The organism is Edaphobacter sp., from assembly GCF_035532915.1.
Lineage (GTDB): Bacteria > Acidobacteriota > Terriglobia > Terriglobales > Acidobacteriaceae > Edaphobacter.
Window position 1 is genome coordinate 1 of the sequence record NZ_DATKQC010000374.1, and the last position, 15,511, is coordinate 15,511.

General features: G+C 62.0%; 18 protein-coding genes and 1 pseudogene. 8 read left to right on the top strand and 11 right to left on the bottom strand.

The genetic code is table 11. The features are described 5' to 3' along the window. The 8 genes and pseudogenes from VMU57_RS17645 to purK form a co-directional block, all read left to right on the top strand. Positions 1-455: pseudogene (locus VMU57_RS17645) on the top strand (terminase); the annotation flags it as partial. Between the two features lie 230 nt (positions 456-685). Further along, complete coding sequence (locus VMU57_RS17650) at positions 686-1,549, top strand: HipA family kinase (RefSeq protein WP_325385802.1); 864 nt, start codon at positions 686-688, stop codon at positions 1,547-1,549. A 33-nt stretch (positions 1,550-1,582) separates the two neighbouring features. Beyond that, a complete protein-coding gene (locus VMU57_RS17655; RefSeq protein WP_325385805.1) occupies positions 1,583-2,443 on the top strand; it encodes a DUF3037 domain-containing protein in 861 nt (286 codons plus the stop codon). A 103-nt stretch (positions 2,444-2,546) separates the two neighbouring features. After that, a complete protein-coding gene (locus tag VMU57_RS17660; RefSeq protein WP_325385807.1) occupies positions 2,547-3,794 on the top strand; it encodes a phage portal protein in 1,248 nt (415 codons plus the stop codon). Beyond that, positions 3,791-6,109 (top strand): hypothetical protein, encoded by a 2,319-nt coding sequence (locus tag VMU57_RS17665; protein WP_325385809.1) that lies wholly within the window; start codon positions 3,791-3,793, stop codon positions 6,107-6,109. The genes VMU57_RS17660 and VMU57_RS17665 overlap by 4 nt, the downstream gene beginning before the upstream one ends. Before the next feature lie 7 nt (positions 6,110-6,116). Continuing rightward, positions 6,117-6,335, top strand: a complete 219-nt coding sequence (locus VMU57_RS17670; protein ID WP_325385811.1) for a hypothetical protein — start codon at positions 6,117-6,119, stop codon at positions 6,333-6,335. Positions 6,336-6,571: 236 nt separating this feature from the next. Next, positions 6,572-7,078, top strand: coding sequence for a 5-(carboxyamino)imidazole ribonucleotide mutase (purE, locus tag VMU57_RS17675; RefSeq protein WP_325385813.1), 507 nt, complete (start codon positions 6,572-6,574; stop codon positions 7,076-7,078). Positions 7,079-7,101: 23 nt separating this feature from the next. Then, positions 7,102-8,292, top strand: coding sequence for a 5-(carboxyamino)imidazole ribonucleotide synthase (gene purK, locus VMU57_RS17680; protein ID WP_325385815.1), 1,191 nt, complete (start codon positions 7,102-7,104; stop codon positions 8,290-8,292). 33 nt (positions 8,293-8,325) lie between these two features. Here the strand turns inward: purK and VMU57_RS17685 are convergent, their stop codons facing one another. From VMU57_RS17685 to VMU57_RS17735, 11 genes are all read right to left on the bottom strand, one after another. After that, positions 8,326-8,748 (bottom strand): type II toxin-antitoxin system VapC family toxin, encoded by a 423-nt coding sequence (locus VMU57_RS17685; RefSeq protein ID WP_325385817.1) that lies wholly within the window; start codon positions 8,746-8,748, stop codon positions 8,326-8,328. Next, positions 8,745-8,990 carry a type II toxin-antitoxin system Phd/YefM family antitoxin gene (locus VMU57_RS17690; RefSeq protein WP_325385819.1) on the bottom strand — a complete coding sequence of 82 codons (246 nt, stop codon included), beginning with the start codon at positions 8,988-8,990 and terminating at the stop codon, positions 8,745-8,747. The genes VMU57_RS17685 and VMU57_RS17690 overlap by 4 nt, the downstream gene beginning before the upstream one ends. A gap of 175 nt (positions 8,991-9,165) precedes the next feature. Beyond that, positions 9,166-10,803, bottom strand: coding sequence for a 2-oxoglutarate dehydrogenase, E2 component, dihydrolipoamide succinyltransferase (sucB, locus tag VMU57_RS17695; protein ID WP_325385821.1), 1,638 nt, complete (start codon positions 10,801-10,803; stop codon positions 9,166-9,168). A 216-nt stretch (positions 10,804-11,019) separates the two neighbouring features. Continuing rightward, positions 11,020-11,754 carry a lipoyl(octanoyl) transferase LipB gene (gene lipB, locus VMU57_RS17700; protein WP_325385823.1) on the bottom strand — a complete coding sequence of 245 codons (735 nt, stop codon included), beginning with the start codon at positions 11,752-11,754 and terminating at the stop codon, positions 11,020-11,022. A gap of 3 nt (positions 11,755-11,757) precedes the next feature. After that, complete coding sequence (locus VMU57_RS17705) at positions 11,758-11,970, bottom strand: type II toxin-antitoxin system HicA family toxin (protein ID WP_325385825.1); 213 nt, start codon at positions 11,968-11,970, stop codon at positions 11,758-11,760. Next, a complete protein-coding gene (locus VMU57_RS17710; protein WP_325385827.1) occupies positions 11,970-12,170 on the bottom strand; it encodes a type II toxin-antitoxin system HicB family antitoxin in 201 nt (66 codons plus the stop codon). The genes VMU57_RS17705 and VMU57_RS17710 overlap by 1 nt, the downstream gene beginning before the upstream one ends. A gap of 44 nt (positions 12,171-12,214) precedes the next feature. After that, entirely contained in the window at positions 12,215-12,694 is a 480-nt protein-coding gene (locus tag VMU57_RS17715) for an RES family NAD+ phosphorylase (protein ID WP_325385829.1), read from the bottom strand. Next, positions 12,694-13,107 (bottom strand): type II toxin-antitoxin system Xre/ParS family antitoxin, encoded by a 414-nt coding sequence (gene parS, locus VMU57_RS17720; RefSeq protein WP_325385831.1) that lies wholly within the window; start codon positions 13,105-13,107, stop codon positions 12,694-12,696. Before parS ends, VMU57_RS17715 begins: the two co-directional genes overlap by 1 nt. Before the next feature lie 51 nt (positions 13,108-13,158). Next, positions 13,159-14,577 (bottom strand): dihydrolipoyl dehydrogenase, encoded by a 1,419-nt coding sequence (gene lpdA / locus VMU57_RS17725; protein WP_325385833.1) that lies wholly within the window; start codon positions 14,575-14,577, stop codon positions 13,159-13,161. Between the two features lie 193 nt (positions 14,578-14,770). Further along, positions 14,771-15,214, bottom strand: a complete 444-nt coding sequence (locus tag VMU57_RS17730; RefSeq protein WP_325385835.1) for a VOC family protein — start codon at positions 15,212-15,214, stop codon at positions 14,771-14,773. Positions 15,215-15,296: 82 nt separating this feature from the next. Continuing rightward, positions 15,297-15,511: lysozyme (locus VMU57_RS17735; RefSeq protein WP_325385837.1), on the bottom strand; the 215-nt coding region annotated here is incomplete at its 5' end.

Sequence of the window (15,511 nt, forward strand, 5' to 3'; positions counted from 1 at the left end):
ACTTCGCGGCGGCGCAGGTGATCGACATGGAGACGGGAATGCAGTGCGCGGAGTTGCAGCAGAGGATCAAGCCTCGAGACCTGGCAGCGGAGGCAGTGAAGCTGGCGCGAAAGTACAACGACGCAATCATTGTCGTCGAGCGCAATAATCATGGACACGCCGTGCTGGCTTTTCTGAGCGACTCAGAGCACTATGCGAATGTCTATCGTCAGGGCGGGGAGCAGGGATGGCTGACCACGATGGCGAGCAAGCCGGAGATCATCAGCCGCATGGGAGCGCTGCTGGTAGAGTCGCCGGAGAGGTTCGCGAGTAGAAGGCTGCTGAGCGAGTGCCGCACGTATATCTCGCTGCCAGCGGGCGGGACCGGCGCGGCCAACGGAGCGCACGACGACTGTGTGATGGCCATGGCCATCGCTCAGACCGTACGCGCGGAGATGATTATTAAGAAGAGATGATGTCCTGCCGGACGGGCCCGCTGCGCGCGGAGCGGCCACTTCGTGGCGTGTGTACCTTGTTGTGGTGATATCAACGGCTGAGGGCCTTCCGTTGGTCGGCAACGATCCTTGATCCCGACCAACGGGAGGGCCACCCGAAGGCGTATACACGCCACGAAGTGGCCGCGCTCCGCGCAGGAGGCCCGTCCGGCAGGACAAAGCGCGTTATTCTGTTGCGGAGGTATTAAGGCTTGGCGGTTCTGGCGGTGCAGGCGATTCGAAGGATGCGGGGCGGGGCGCAGAGCCAGTTGATGCTGGGGGCCGACGGCAAGCTGTGGGTGGTGAAGTTTCAAAATAATCCGCAGCACCTGCGCGTGTTGGCCAATGAATTGATCGCAACCCGGCTGGCCGCAGCAGTCGGCCTGACCGTGCCGCCGAGCGATGTGGTCGAGGTAACGGAGTGGCTGGTGGCCAACACTCTCGAGATGCAGGTGGAGTCGGGACGCGGCCGCGAGCGCTATGTCGCGGGACTGCAGTTTGGATCGCAGTTTGTTGGCGGGTTGATGCCGGGACAGGTGGTTGACTATCTCCCCGAGCAGCAGTTGGACGAGGTAAGAAACCTGGCGGAGTTCGCCGGAATGCTGTGCATCGATAAGTGGGCGGGCAACTGCAACGGGCGGCAGGCAGTGTTTGAGCGCAAGCCGCGTGAGCGCAAGTATCGCGCCACGTTTATCGATCAGGGTTTCTGCTTCAACGCAGGGGAGTGGACGTTTCCCGACGCGCCGCTGCGTGGCGTCTACGCACGCAACAAGGTGTACGCGCGGGTGACGGGATGGCAGAGCTTCGAGCCGTGGCTGAGCCGCGTGGAGAACATCGACGCGGGTGTGCTGTGGGAGATCGCCGAGGCGGTTCCGCCGGAGTGGTATGGCGGCGATACCGCGGTGATCGAACGGCTGATGGAACAGATGCTGCGGCGGCGGTCGCGAGTGCGAGAGTTGATCGCGTCGTTTCGGGATTCGAATCGGGAGCCGTTCCCGTTGTGGGATACGGGAAACACGATTGTGGTGCCAAGACAGTTTGCAGAGGTGAGTGGAGCGGGTAAGTTTGTGATGTAGGGGATTGGTCGATGGATTGCTTACGTTAGATCGATGCGTGATGACGAGGAGAAGGAGGAGCAGGACGTGAAAGAGCGGTTGCCGTGCGAGTTCTTCCTTATCCGGTATGTGCCGGATGTGGTGAAGGGCGAGTTTACCAACATCGGTGTTTTGCTGCGCGAGGCAGCGAAGGCCGAGAGCGCGGTGGTGCGTTTTACGCGGGACTGGAGCAGGGTTCGGTGCATGGATGCGGATGCCGACATTGGCCTGCTGGAGGCGTTGGAGGGAGAGATCGCCGAGCGGCTGCGGATGAGCGCGACCGATCCCAAGCCGGTGCTGGCGCTGTTGCAGGACACGCTGTCGAACTCGGTGCAGATCTCCGAGGCGCGCGCCTCGCTGGCCGAGAGCATGCCTGCGGAGTTGGAGCAACTCATGCGGATGTACGTCGAGCCGCTGAAGATTAAGGTCTCGCGCCAGCGGACGGGACGCGCGGCGATTGCAGGCGCGATGCGCAGCGAGTTTGAGCGCGCCGGGGTCTGGGGGCTGATGCGGAAGAGGATTGCGGCGTCGCTGTATACACGGCCGGGCGATCCGATGAAGATCGACTGCGGCTATCGGCCGAACGGTGTGATTCGAATGTTCCAGGCAGTGTCGCTGGACAACGATGTGGAGGCGGCGAAGGGGCTGGCCTATTCGGCTCCGCAGTTGCGCGAAGGCGTGCTGCGGGTGGAGAGCGCGAAGCTGGAGCTGACGGCAATTGTCGAGCCGCTGCGGTCTGTCTCCGATATAGAAGACGAGGCGATGGAACGTTATCGCTTTGGCATCGAGGCGATGGAGCGCGAAGAGATTCGCGTGGTGACGGTGAGCGATCTGGCGCGAGTGGCAGAGGCGGCGCGGGTGGAGTTACGAGTTTGAACCGATAGAGATTAGTTACTAAGCGCTGATTTTGATTTGAGGCATGGCCCATGGGCTGTGCCTTTTTCTTTTTTGAACGGATACGGAAAGAGAGAGGTGAGGCATGGGAGTTCGGACGATGGTGAAGGATGTCTGGGAGAAGCTGGCGGGCGTTGAGGCAGCGGTGGATGTGGCGGTGGGCGAGCGCAAGACTTCGATGCTGCCTTCGATCTTTACGCCGTACCAGGCGGGGCGGACGGGGCAGAGTGCCCTGCCCAAGCCCACGCCGGCGAACCTGCGGAAGTTCGCGGAGACGCCGGTGGTGCGGCGGGCGATCAACGTGGTGAAGGACAAGATCGCCAGCATGGACTGGCAGGTTCGCGTGCGCCGCGGCTACGATGCGGCGAGCGTGGCCGATGCGACGGCGCGGCTGAACGCGCTGCGGCTTTGTCTCGAAGAGCCGAACGCCGCGGACAGCTTTCGCGTGCTGTGGGAGCAGGTGCTCGAAGACCTGATCGTCGGCGGCTTTGGCGCGGTGGAGATGGAGGCGACCGGCGATGCGGCGCGGCCGTTTCATCTCTGGGCAGTCGATGGAGCGACGATCCAGATCGACAGTAAGTGGGACGGTGATCCATCGAAGCCGCGCTACGCGCAGGCCACAGGCCAGTTGGGGCGCGAGGGTTTGATCCCTCTGCTCGATGACGAGCTGATGTATCTGCGGCTCAATCCGCGCACGCATACACCGTTCGGGCTGGGGCGGCTGGAGGTTGCGTTCGAGACGGTGAACCAGTTTTTGAGCGCGAACCGCTATGCCGGTCGGCTCGCGTCGAACTCCGTGGTGCAGTATGCGCTTTGGTTGAATGAGGCAACGCCCGAGCAGCACGACCGCCTGATTCGCTGGTGGCAGGACGAGATTGAAGGCACCGGCCGCGTGCCTTTGTTGAGCTGCGAGCAGAAGCCCGAGGTGTTGCGCTTTGCCGGTGGCACCGATGCCGATCTGCGGCTGGCGTGGCAGGAGATGCTGATTCGCCTGATTGCCAATGCGTTCGAGCTGCCGCCGATGCTGCTGGGATTGCAAACGGGCCTGACGCGCTCGACGGCGGGCGAGATGGCGGACGAAGCGTTCCAGAGCGCCATCATCCCCGTGGCGAAGCTGCTGGCCGAGCACATTACGCGCGACCTGTTCGCGAAGAAGCTGGGATGGCGCGAGTTCGAGTTCTGCTTCAACGACCTGGAGAGCAGGGACGAGACGGAAGAGGTGCAGATACAGACCACGCTGCTGAAGGCGGGCGTGCTGACCATCGACGAGGTGAGGCAGATGCGCGGGCTGGCTCCGCTGACGAGCACCGTGACGCAGGAGGTGGCGCAGTGAAGATGACGATCGACAATCTGGACGGCGCGGGTGCCGTGGACTACAGCCATGCTGTGTCCGCCGACGGAGCGCTGAAGATCGAGCGCGTGTTGAACGCGCCTTCTCTATGCAGCGGGATGCTTGACGTCAGTGCGAGCACATTGCCTGTGCCTGCGCGGCGAGGGCGCGTGGTGGTGATGTCGGATGCGGGAACCGTTCTGTTCACGGGTTATGTTGCGACCGAACCGGAGCGCGTCTACGCAGGCGTGGCGACGATGGGGCCGGTGTATCGCTATGCGTTCAGCGCGGTCAGCGATGAGTGGCTGCTGGACAAGCAATCATCCGTGTTGAGCGGCACGGGGCTGGCGCAGGCGGCGGGGCCGGCGCTGACTACGCTGACCAACCGCGTGGATGCTGGATTGTTTACAACGACCGGCATTGCAGAGGGGCAAGTAATTGGTGTCTTCGAGCCGACAGAAACAGCGACGTGGTCGGAAAACGCGGGACAGCTTGCCAGCGTGGCCTACGCGGCGTATCGCGTGCTCGATGGTGCGGTGAGCATGCAGTCCGCGGGTTCCGTGACCCACGCATTGAGTGATGGCGATGGCACGTTGCAGATCGCGGCGCTGAAGACGGCGTCGGTGAAGGAGCTGGCCAACGATGTGACGTTGAGCGGGGAGATCGAGCCTGCGGCTTACATCAGCGAGACGTTCGCGGGTGATGGCACGACGACGGCATTTCAACTGGCGCAGACGCCGTTTCGTCCGAAGAAGACGGCCAACTCGTCGAACCTGTTGACCGATAGCTTCAACGAAGGCGCGGTTAATTCGCGGGTGTGGCAGTTGACCGATCCGGGAGCGCACCTGGGGTTCGGCGCGGCTGGCCTGACGATGATAGGAGGCAACGGCTTCGATGGACAGACGACCCTGACCGCGATTGACGCGGTAGAGCTTGGCGGGACGCTGGTGATCGAGGCGGGCAGTTTGCAACTGACGGCGGGCAGCACCGGTATCGTGTGCGGGTTGTACTCGGGCACGGTGGAGAGCGCGAACTGCTTTGCGGGTTACAACGTGCGCCAGAGCGGCGGAGCGACCGTCGCGGTTCCGTTTGTGAATGGAGCGGAGGTGGGTACGGCGCTGACGCTGCTGAGCGGACATACCTATACACTGCGCATCCGGCTGCATTGTGTTGAAGCGCAGCGGGTGTTGCAGACCTTCTATGCGATGGTAGATGGCGCTGTGCAGAGCTTCGGCGGCGGCGTGGTTCCGGCTCCGATGAGCGTTGTGTTTGAGGTGCAGGATCTCGGCGTGGCTTCGAATACTCCGGCGACGGTGCTGTACGACGGCGCGGTGGCGAGTTCGGCGGCGAGATGCAGCTTTGCCGCGGTAAACAGCGTGCAGCTCTTTGGGTCGATGGGATATTGCCGACTGACGCAAACGGGCTCGGCCTGGGTGGTGAGCACGCTGACGAATGGCACGAAGTTTACACGGCTGATCGGCACAGCGGGTGAGGGAGTGGACTGCACCGTATCTGCTACCGGAAAGGTTACATTTTTGGCAGGACGCGTTCCCATTGCGGGGGAACTTGTAACCGTGGTGTATCGCGGCGAGCAGCGTGCTGTGGCGCGGCTGGAGAATGCGGCCAGTGTTGCCGCCGAGGCTGCGGGTAACATGCCGGGGACGGCGCAGTGGCTGGGCAAGGCGGTATCACCCGCGGCGCGGAGTTCGGTCGATTGTGAAAATGCGGCGCTCGCGGTGCTCAGCTTTTCGACCAGCCGGGCGGCGGCGATTGCGGGAACGTATGCTGCGGTGAATCCTGCGGACGTTTGGCCGGGGGACGTGCTGGCCATCGCGAACGGCGGCACGACGATGAATGTAGTGGCGCGGCGTGTGGAGATCGTCGACGGCATGGCGTGGCCCGAAGTGCTGACGTATCGCATCGCGTTTGCGAACGACTGGGCCGAGGGGCTGGGGCTGAAGCTGTCGGAGACGATTGCGGCGGACGCTCTGCTGCCGCAGACGGCGGAGGCTGCTGTGGGCAACGTGCTTCAGAACCTGCAACAGTTACAAATTGTGAGTGCGACCGGGACTGCATTGCAGGTCGATGCCGGGATGGCTGCGCCTGCGGGCGGCGGCTTCGAGGTGCGGCGCAGGGACTGGGACTTTGGGACGGGCGTGGACCAGGATTTGGTGCTGCGCAGCGCGGTGCGGAATTTCACGATTCCGCGCGAGGCGCAGGTGGAGCGGTACTACGTGCGGATGTACGACGGCTCGACGCCGCCGATGTATTCGCGTTTTTCGAGTGCGGTATTTACGGATTTACCAGTGGGGTCGTAAGGGGGGCATGATGACTGAGTTTGAAGGACAGGTGCTGGCCGACCTGAGCGTGTTGAAGAGCCAGATGCAGCAGGTGATGGGGATTGGGCAGCCGGGGCGGCTGACCCAGTTGGAGCGGCGCGTGGAGCGGCATGAGCGCAGCGTGCAGCGGATGAAGGGGCTGTTCACGGCTGCCGGTGGTCTGGTGACGATGGTCCAGGTGGCGGTGGACTACTTTCGCCGTTGAACGAAGGAAGGCTTAACACCGATCTGCACCGATGCCACCGATTTGAAGACCGACCACGGATTACGCGGACCAATACGGATTTTAAATGCGGAGGGATCCGATGCCGATGTTTTAGATCGGTGGTATCGGTGCAGATCGGTGTTAAGTTTCTAAATCCGCGTTCCTCCGCGTAATCCGTGGTCGTATCGTTATGTCTTATCGCTGTTAAGCGGTGCAAAACCGTATAATCGTGGTCTATGAGTGCCGAGCCACTGGTTGGGATCGTGATGGGAAGCCGCAATGATTATGCGGTGATGAAGAGCGCCGTCGAGGTGCTGAAGGAGTTTGGCGTGCCCCACGAGGTGCGCGTGGTCTCGGCGCATCGCACACCGGAGCTGCTATTTGAATACGCCGATGCGGCGGTTGGACGCGGGCTGCGGGCGATCATCGCGGGCGCGGGCGGGGCGGCGCATCTGCCGGGAATGCTGGCGGCGAAGACCGTGGTTCCGGTGCTCGGCGTGCCCATTGCCGCGACCGCGCTGCAGGGGATGGACTCGCTGCTGAGCATCGTGCAGATGCCGAAGGGAGTTCCTGTTGCCACGCTGGCGATTGGCGCGGCGGGTGCTGCGAACGCGGGGCTGCTGGCAGTTGCGATGCTGGCTACGACCGATCCGGCGCTGCGGCTGAGACTGGTGGAGTGGCGTGCGACGCGGCGTGATGAGGTGTTGGGGCAGGTGGTTGGCGAAGATGAGGCGGGCGCGTGAGCTTGGCTGATTCGCAGAAAAGCTTGTCTGGTTCGCAGAAAAATTTGCGTGCGGCGAAGCCGATCCTTCCCGGCGCGACGATTGGCATCTTTGGCGGCGGGCAGCTTGGCCGCATGACGGCGATGGCGGCGCGCGCGATGGGTTATCGCATCGTTGTGCTCGACCCGGACCCGGCTTGTCCGGCGCGTTTTGTGGTGGATGGATGCATCGAGGCCGGATGGGACGATGCGCGCGAGGCTGCGAACCTGGCGCGTGGATGCGATGTGGTCACGCTCGAGATTGAGCAGATTGCGGCAGCGAGCATGGAGGCGGCGGCGAAGTTTGCGCCGGTGCGTCCGGGCGGCGCGATGCTCGCGATCATTCAGGACAGGATTGAGCAGAAGGATTGGCTGAAGAAGAACGGCTTTCCTATCGGCGAGTATCGCGCGGTGCGGTCGCTCGACGAACTGCGCAGCGCGATCGGCGAGCTTGGCGGCCGGTGTTTCTGCAAGAGCGCGACCGGAGGCTACGATGGGCGCGGGCAGGGCAAGGTTGGGTTCGCTGCCGGAGCTTCGTTTGAGAACGAGGTGCGCGGGGCATGGGAGGCGCTGGGCGAAGGGCCGGGAGTCGCGGAGAAAGCCATTGAGTTGGAGCGCGAGATCTCGGTGATGGTGGCGCGTGCTCCCAATGGCGAGGTTAAAGTTTTTCCGACGGCGTGGAATCATCACGAGGAGCAGATATTGGCGTGGAGCGCGATGCCTGCGCCGCTGCCTGCAGCGATGGAGGCCGAGGCGCGAAGGCTCGCCGAAGAGATCGCGGACGCGTTCCAGCTTGAGGGTGTGCTGGCGGTGGAGATGTTCTGCACGAAAGATGGGCGGTTGCTGGTGAATGAGCTTGCTCCACGGCCGCATAACAGCTATCACGCCAGCGAGCGGGCGTGTGTGACCAGCCAGTTCGAGCAACTGGTGCGCGCGGTGTGCGATCTGCCGCTGGGCGAGGTGGAGATCGTGCAGCCTGCGGCGATTGCGAACCTGCTGGGCGAAGTGTGGCTGAACCCGGATGGAACGGCGCGGGAGCCGCGGTTCGACGCTGCGCTGGCGGTGCCGGGCGTGCGGCTGCATCTGTATGAGAAGCACAAGCCGCGCAAGGGCCGGAAGATGGGGCATCTGTCGGCGGTGGGGAAGACGGCTGAGGAAGCGGTGGAGCTGGTGTTGAAGGCGAAGGCGCTGCTGTAGGAAATGAGGCGGAGGCTTACTTCCTTATCTTTTTCATTTCTTCCAGGGATCGAGCAGTCTCAAGTCGATGTCCCGCACGTCGCCGGTATTGCGCGTGACGAGCGTTAGCTCATGCACGATCGCAGTTGCAGCCAGAAGCGTATCGATGACGGGCCTTGGACGTTGCGCGGACAGCTCTCCCCATAGACTTGCCGTCGCTGCATCGATGCCGAGGATGCGGTCGCTAAAGCTGAACTCCAATCCATCCACCCATGCCGCAATCTTCTTCGCAGCATCTTTATCGGACCGCTTTTTGAGGGCAACGCCTTTCCTCAACTCTCCAAGCGTGAGGACGCTGATATAAAGCGTGGACGGTTCGGTCGAGGACAGAAACGAGATCACCCGCTCGTCGGCCTGCTTTTTGCGTGTCTCCGACAGGATATTGGTGTCGAGCAGATATTGCGACTGCACGCTCACAGGTTAACCTTCCGCCCTGTATCGCGGTCCCGGGGCACCTCGAAGCTGTCCACCTTTGGGCCACTCAGCAGGTACTCCCTCAGATTTGGTTTGTGTGCGGTCAGGGAACGGTACTCCGTGATGGAAAGAATGACCGCTCTTTCCGAACCGTGCCGGGTGATGAACTGTGGGCCTTTGCTGTTGGCCTCTTCGATCACTTCGCTGAGGCGTGTCTTTGCTTCCTGCACCTGCCAGACAGCCATAGTTGCCTCCCTCTTTTGCATTCCATGATAAATACATCTATATCAACTATAAATATAGTCGTTCTGGTCATAAGTATCAATTGAGGCGCGAGGTATTTTTTCTCTGAATTTTGCCGCGAACGACAAAAGCGGCAGACGGGATTCGTCTGCCGCTTTATTTTCTGCCGATCTTTCTTTATCCGATGTCTTCGGACCAGTTTTCCAGGTAGGCCTTGAAGTCGGACATGAATTTTCCGGCGTCGGCTCCGTCGACGATGCGGTGGTCGAAGCCGAGGGCGAAGCGCTGGATGGAGCGGATGGCGATGACGTCGTTGCCGTCATGGTCGGTCATCACTTCGGCCTCTTTGTTGAGGCCGCCGATGCCGAGGATGGCGCTCTGCGGCTGGTTGATGATCGGCGTGCCGAACTGCTCGCCGAAGATGCCGGAGTTGGTGAGCGTGAAGGTGCCGCCCGAGATCTCGTCGGGGGCGAGCTTCTTGTTGCGGGCGCGTCCGGCCACATCGACGATGCCGCGAGCGATGCCGAGGAAGTTCTTCTCTTCCGTCTGCTTGAGCACGGGAACGATCAGGCCCCAGTCGAGCGCGACGGCGATTCCGATGTTGATGTTCTTGTTGTAGAGGATGGCGTCGCCCTGTAAGAACGCATTGACGACGGGGTGCTTGCGCAGGGCCACGATGGCGGCGCGGGTGATGAAGGGCATGTAGGTCAGCTTGACGCCGTTGCGCTGCTCGTACTTGTTCTTCTCTTTTTCGCGCAGCTTGACGATGCGGGTCATGTCCACCTTGAAGACGGTGTGGACGTGCGGGCTGGTGCGCTTGGAGTCGACCATGCGTTGGGCGATGATGGAGCGCATCTTGGTCAAGGGGACGAGTTCGCCGGGCTGCGGCTGGGAGGCTGCCGGAGCGGGCCTCGCGGCGGCAGGAGCCGAAGCTACGGGCGCTGCGGCGGCGGCGGGCTTCGCGCCACCCTCGAGGTGGCCGAGGATGTCGGTCTTGGTGATGCGGCCTTCGGAGCCGGTGCCGGGAACCTGGGTGAGATCGACGTTGTTGTCCTTGGCGATCTTGCGCACCAGCGGCGAGGAGCGGAGACGCTCACCCTCCGTTGCCGAAGGTGCGGGAGCAGCAGCGGGTGCGGCTTTTGTCGCGGCGGCAGGCGCGGCAGCGGCGGGGGTGGCAGCGGGAGCCGACTTTCCGGCGGCGCCGCCGATGATGGCGACGACGGTGTTGATGGTGACGGTCTTGCCTTCGCCAACCTTGATCTCGGAGAGAGTACCGGCGACGGGCGAGGGAATTTCGGCGTCAACCTTGTCGGTCGAGATCTCGAAGATGGGCTCGTCGCGCTGGACGGTGTCGCCGACCTTCTTGAGCCACTTGGTGATGGTGCCCTCGGTGATGGACTCGCCCATCTGCGGCATCAGGACTTCGGTGCCGGGGCCAGCGGCTTGTTCGGCAGCGGCGGGCGCGGGAGGATTGCCCTGAGTCGCTGCGGGGGTTTCAGCGGCGGCGGGAGTGACGGTGTCGGCAGCCGGAGCGGCGGCGGTTTCAGTCTTTGCCGGGGCAGCGGCGGCAGCGGAGCCGCCTTCAGCGATGGTGGCGACGACAGTGTTGATGCCGACGGTCGCGCCTTCGGCGACCTTGATCTCGGAGAGGGTGCCGGCGACGGGCGAGGGAATCTCGGCGTCGACCTTGTCGGTCGAAATTTCGAAGAGCGGTTCGTCGCGCTGGACGGTGTCGCCGGGCTTTTTGAGCCACTTGGTGATGGTGCCTTCGGTGATGGATTCGCCCATCTGGGGCATAACTACGTCAGTCGGCATGAAGATTCCTTATGGTGTTACCGGGCGCTGGTTATATTGCCACGCACCTTTGGATTATAAGACTGCGCATTGAAAACTGGCATGTTGAGCCGATAATCGGCGTTCGATTGACGGTATCCGCACCCAGGCGGGGAATTGCGGAGAAAGTGAATACAGGGGTCTCTCCACTGCGCCGCGCTTCGGTCGAGATGACGCGGGTTTGGGTGATTCGCTCTTCTACTCCGATACGGTTTTTTGATGCAGGATCTCGTCGAGCGATTCGCTCCAGAGTACCTGCCGCTCGAAGATGCGGCCGAAGTTGCGGGCGGCGGAGTTGATGGCGTTCTCCATGGTTGGCTGGTGGCCGCCGTCGGCTTCGAGCTCGAGGCTGGTGACGGCGCGGTCGGTGATGCCACAGGGGATGATCCACTCAAAGTCGCGGAGGTCGGTGGTGACGTTGAGCGCGAAGCCGTGCGAGGTGACGCCCTGCGAGACGTGGACGCCGATGGCGGCGATTTTTTTCTCCTGTATGCTGCCGCCGGGGACCGTCCAGACGCCGGTGCGCTTGGCGATGCGCTGAGTCATGACGCCAAAGTCGCCGCAGGTGCGGATGAGGACCTCTTCGAGCAGGCGGACGTAGTCGACCGGGCCGAGGTGTGGGCCCTTCTTGCCGGGGAGATCGCCGCGCAGGTCGATGATGGGGTAGCCGACGAGCTGGCCGGGGCCGTGGTAGGTGACGTCGCCGCCGCGATTGATCTCGTGCAGCTCGATGCCGCGCTGGGCGAGGAACTCATCGCTGGCGAGGATGTTGGAGCGGCTGGCGTTGCGGCCAAGGGTGAGCACCGGCGGGTGTTCGAGCAGGAGCAGCGTGTCGCCGATAAGGTTCTGCTTGCGCGCGGCGACGACCTTCTGCTGGAGGGCGAGGCCCTCTGCGTAGGGGATGCGGCCGAGATGGAGGAGGTGGAGGAACACGGGCTACAGCAATTCGCGGAACTGCTCGATGGTGAGTCCAGCGGCTTTGACGATGGCGAACATGGTGTAAGCGTTGACTGGATTTGCTCGCGGAACGACTACCGTTGCGATGCCGTCGGACAGGATGATATGGCCGCTCTGCCGAATGATTTCAAAGCCAGCCCGCTGATGTGCCTTGATTGCCTGCTGATGTGATATCCCCGGAAGCTTTCCCATCAGGACGCGATAACTTCCACGTAACGGATCTCGCGGCGGCGCTTCATCTCTTCCACGACTTCGAGATAGTCCTTGATGGCGTCCTTGATATTGGCTAAAGCCTCTTCCTCAGTCGCGCCCTGGGAGACGCAGCCGGGCAGGTCGGGACAGAGGACAGCATACCCTTCTTCGGACCGGATCAATTCGACTTTGTGGGTCATGGTGACCTCCTTGTTCAGTATAAAACCATCCTGTTTCCTGAGACTCATCTTCCGATGCGTCTCAACAGGCGAGGATCGAATTCCGCTCTCGTTACAGCGGTGATCCGGACCCATTTCTTATCGGAATGGAGCGGATTCAAAAGAAAGTTGAAGGTGTTCGGCAGAATGGCGGAGGGGACGCGTGCCAGCGCCGTTTGCCCTCGCCGCAACCATTCGTCTCCAAGCCGCCTGCTGAGGTCGTGATTCGTCTTCCACGCCTCGTCTCCTCCGGTACGAATCTCTTCGATTGCAAGATCCTTTGGCACTTCCACACGGAGAAGAGTGTATGAGTGGGGCAGCTCATCCTCTTCGAGTTCAAGGTGGACCAGCACTTCGATCATTGCGCCTGCCGGGGATTCGGCAAGATACACGATCCTGCGTCCGGCGCTGTGCCAACGCGCCGAGTATTTCAACCCACCCTCGCCGGCGAGCGTCTTGTGATTACTGATACGCCAGAGCTCCAGTACCTGTATTGACTTCGACACTAGGCGAACATGCCTTCGTCAATCTGCCCCAGCATCTCCTCCACCATGCGCCCGCCGAAGTCGGTCTGAAGCATGTGCATTGGCGTCCGCTGATCGAAGCGCTTCTTCGGCTTATTCAGCCAGTTGCGGGCTTGCTCGATCGTCCCAAAGACCGTTACCGCCTGATCGAAGACTCTTACCAGTCTGGCAAGCTTGTCGGACTCGGCTGCGGAAAGGGGCTGCACCAACCTGCGCCGGTGCTTCAAGGTGCGGGCCGGAATGACGACCTCGTAGATGTCCTTCAGCTCCACGCCGGACGCCGAGACAAAGCTGCTCATCGTTTCGACGGGAACCCCAGCCTCGATGCTTTCGAGATCAAGGTGCAGCGATGCGAGAAACTGTGGCGCGCGCTGGGATTTTGAAGTCTGGGCCATAGGGACATTATGCCACGACTTACCCGGCATTTTGTCCCCATGCAGAGTTGCCTAGACGTTGATGGCCATGCCTTCGACGCTGCTGAAGGCGTCGAGCAGGCTTTCGGACAGCGTCGGGTGGGCGTGGATGGTGAACATCATCTCTTCGACCGTGGCCTCGAGTTCGAGCGCGGTGACGCATTCGGCGATCAGCTCGGTGGCGTTGGGGCCGATGATGTGGACGCCGAGGATCTCGCCGTACTTGGCGTCGGAGACCACCTTGATGAAGCCGTCATGCGAGTCGAGGATGGTCGCCTTGGAGTTGCCGACGAAGGGGAACTTGCCCACCTTGACCTGGTAGCCAGCTTCCTTCGCCTTCGCCTCGGTGAGGCCGACGCTGCCGATCTGCGGGTCGCAGTAGGTGCAGCCGGGGATGCGGCCACGGTTGACGGCGCGGGCGTATTTGCCTGCCAGCTTGGCCGCGACGACGAGGCCAGCCATTGATCCCACGTGCGCGAGCTGGGGCAGGCCGGCGACGATGTCGCCGACAGCGTAGACGCCGGGCTCGGCGGTCTCCATCCACTCGTTGGTGACGATGAAGCCGCGGTCGGGGGTGATCTTGGTCTTGTCGAGGCCGACGTCGGTGGTGCGCGGGGCGCGGCCTACGGCGACGAGGACCTTCTCCGCGGACTTTACTTCGCCCTTGCCGTCGGACTTGGTGAAGTGGATGTTGACGCCTTCCTTGGTCTTCTCGATCTTGTCGACCTTGGCGGAGATGTGCACGTCGATGCCGCGCTTCTTGAAGAGGCGGAGCAGCTCCTTGCTGACGTCTTCATCTTCTGCCGGGACGATGCGCGGCAGCGCCTCGATGATGGTGACGTCGGTGCCGAAGCTCTTGAAGATGGAGGCGAACTCGACGCCGACGGCGCCCGAGCCGATGACGACCAGCGACTTGGGCAACTGGTCGATGGAGAGGACCTCGACGTTGGTGAGGATGGTGCTATCGGCCTTGTAGCCGGGCAGCATGCGCGCGTCGGAGCCGGTGGCGAGCACGACCTTCTTCGCCTTGACCGTCTCCTTTTTGCCAGCCTTGTCGACCTCGACGGAGAAGACGCCTTCTTTGGCCGGGCCGGTGAGACGGCCGTAGCCGTTGACCACGGTGACCTTGTTCTTCTTCATCAGGAAGTCGAGGCCCTTGGTGTGCTTCAGGGTGATCTCGTTCTTGCGCGCGATCACGTTCTTCCAGTTGAGCTTGGGCTGGCTGACGCCGTCGATGCCGTACTTGTCGGCGTGCTTGAGGTGGTCCCAGATCTCGGCGGAGAACAGCATCGCCTTGGTGGGAATGCAGCCGACGTGCAGGCAGGTGCCGCCCAGTTTGTCGGTCGACTCGACCAGCGCGGTTTTGAGTCCATACTGCCCGGCGCGGATGGCGCAGGTGTAGCCTGCCGGTCCGCCGCCAATCACTACGAGGTCATAAATCGTATCTGCCAAGGGTTTGCTCCGTTTCCTGTTTTGCCAAACACTTTATCTTACCTCCGAGGGTTGCGACGGCCCGTTTATCGGCACGGCACGGGCGAATATCGCAAGCCGCGGGGGTTAGAGGCTCACGGAGATTAGATGCTTTGGGGGGTGGGTGGACTCCTGGGCGTGCGGTTCACGCCCGATTCCATCTTCCGGCAATGGGTTAGCGCTGTATGCCCTCCTTGGCGGCGACCTTCCGCCAATGGTCACCACTGATCAGTTCCAGAACATGATGGTCAGGATCGCGAAAATAAAGACTCCTATCGTCTTCTCCCCAACTGACACGGCCTATGATGTCCACCCCGTGCGTATTCAGATGGCTCTCCCACTCTTCCGCTTCCTCTGTCTGCATAGAAAAAGCGAGATGCACCGGCCCGGAACCATCATGCGGAGGAAGCACGCCACCCGGCATTGCTGTTGGGCGCAACGAGCCCTTCTCCTTGAACAGCAGCAAGACCTGCTCTTGTCCGACCTGCAATGCGCGAAGCCGGTTTTCCTGTTGAAAAATAATGGGAAAACCGAAGATCTGGCGGTACCACTCCGCTGCGCGGTCAACATCGGCTACATAGAGGCAGGTTTCGAGAATTCTTTTCGGTGTGAGTGCCATAGCTTCATTAGATGAGCTCTCTATCGAAGGGGGTACACCTTGATAAAAGTCGCCCCAGGGTGAACGGCCTATGAAGATGCAATCAAACTGACTGGAACAGGGCCATCTCCGCCTGACGGCGCTTTAATAGGCCCTGCACGACGATTCCTCCGGCGTGATCCCACAGGAGGAACTGCGGGGCGGCAAGGTCGAACTCGCCTGCGTTGACGTGGCGCAGCAGGGTGGAGCCGAGCAGGCGGGCGCAACCGAGGTTGAAGACGAAGTCGACCAGCGCGTCGAAGTGATGCTGAAAGATGT

What these genes read in the sequence shown, in the direction of transcription:
- purE (WP_325385813.1), top strand. Translation starts at nt 6,572, where the DNA reads ATGAGTGCCGAGCCACTGGTTGGGATCGTGATGGGAAGCCGCAATGAT.
- VMU57_RS17690 (WP_325385819.1), bottom strand. Translation starts at nt 8,990, where the DNA reads ATGGCTGTCTGGCAGGTGCAGGAAGCAAAGACACGCCTCAGCGAAGTG.
- VMU57_RS17705 (WP_325385825.1), bottom strand. Translation starts at nt 11,970, where the DNA reads ATGGGAAAGCTTCCGGGGATATCACATCAGCAGGCAATCAAGGCACAT.
- VMU57_RS17660 (WP_325385807.1), top strand. Translation starts at nt 2,547, where the DNA reads ATGGGAGTTCGGACGATGGTGAAGGATGTCTGGGAGAAGCTGGCGGGC.
- VMU57_RS17655 (WP_325385805.1), top strand. Translation starts at nt 1,583, where the DNA reads ATGCGTGATGACGAGGAGAAGGAGGAGCAGGACGTGAAAGAGCGGTTG.
- VMU57_RS17710 (WP_325385827.1), bottom strand. Translation starts at nt 12,170, where the DNA reads ATGACCCACAAAGTCGAATTGATCCGGTCCGAAGAAGGGTATGCTGTC.
- sucB (WP_325385821.1), bottom strand. Translation starts at nt 10,803, where the DNA reads ATGCCGACTGACGTAGTTATGCCCCAGATGGGCGAATCCATCACCGAA.
- parS (WP_325385831.1), bottom strand. Translation starts at nt 13,107, where the DNA reads ATGGCCCAGACTTCAAAATCCCAGCGCGCGCCACAGTTTCTCGCATCG.
- VMU57_RS17670 (WP_325385811.1), top strand. Translation starts at nt 6,117, where the DNA reads ATGATGACTGAGTTTGAAGGACAGGTGCTGGCCGACCTGAGCGTGTTG.
- VMU57_RS17730 (WP_325385835.1), bottom strand. Translation starts at nt 15,214, where the DNA reads ATGGCACTCACACCGAAAAGAATTCTCGAAACCTGCCTCTATGTAGCC.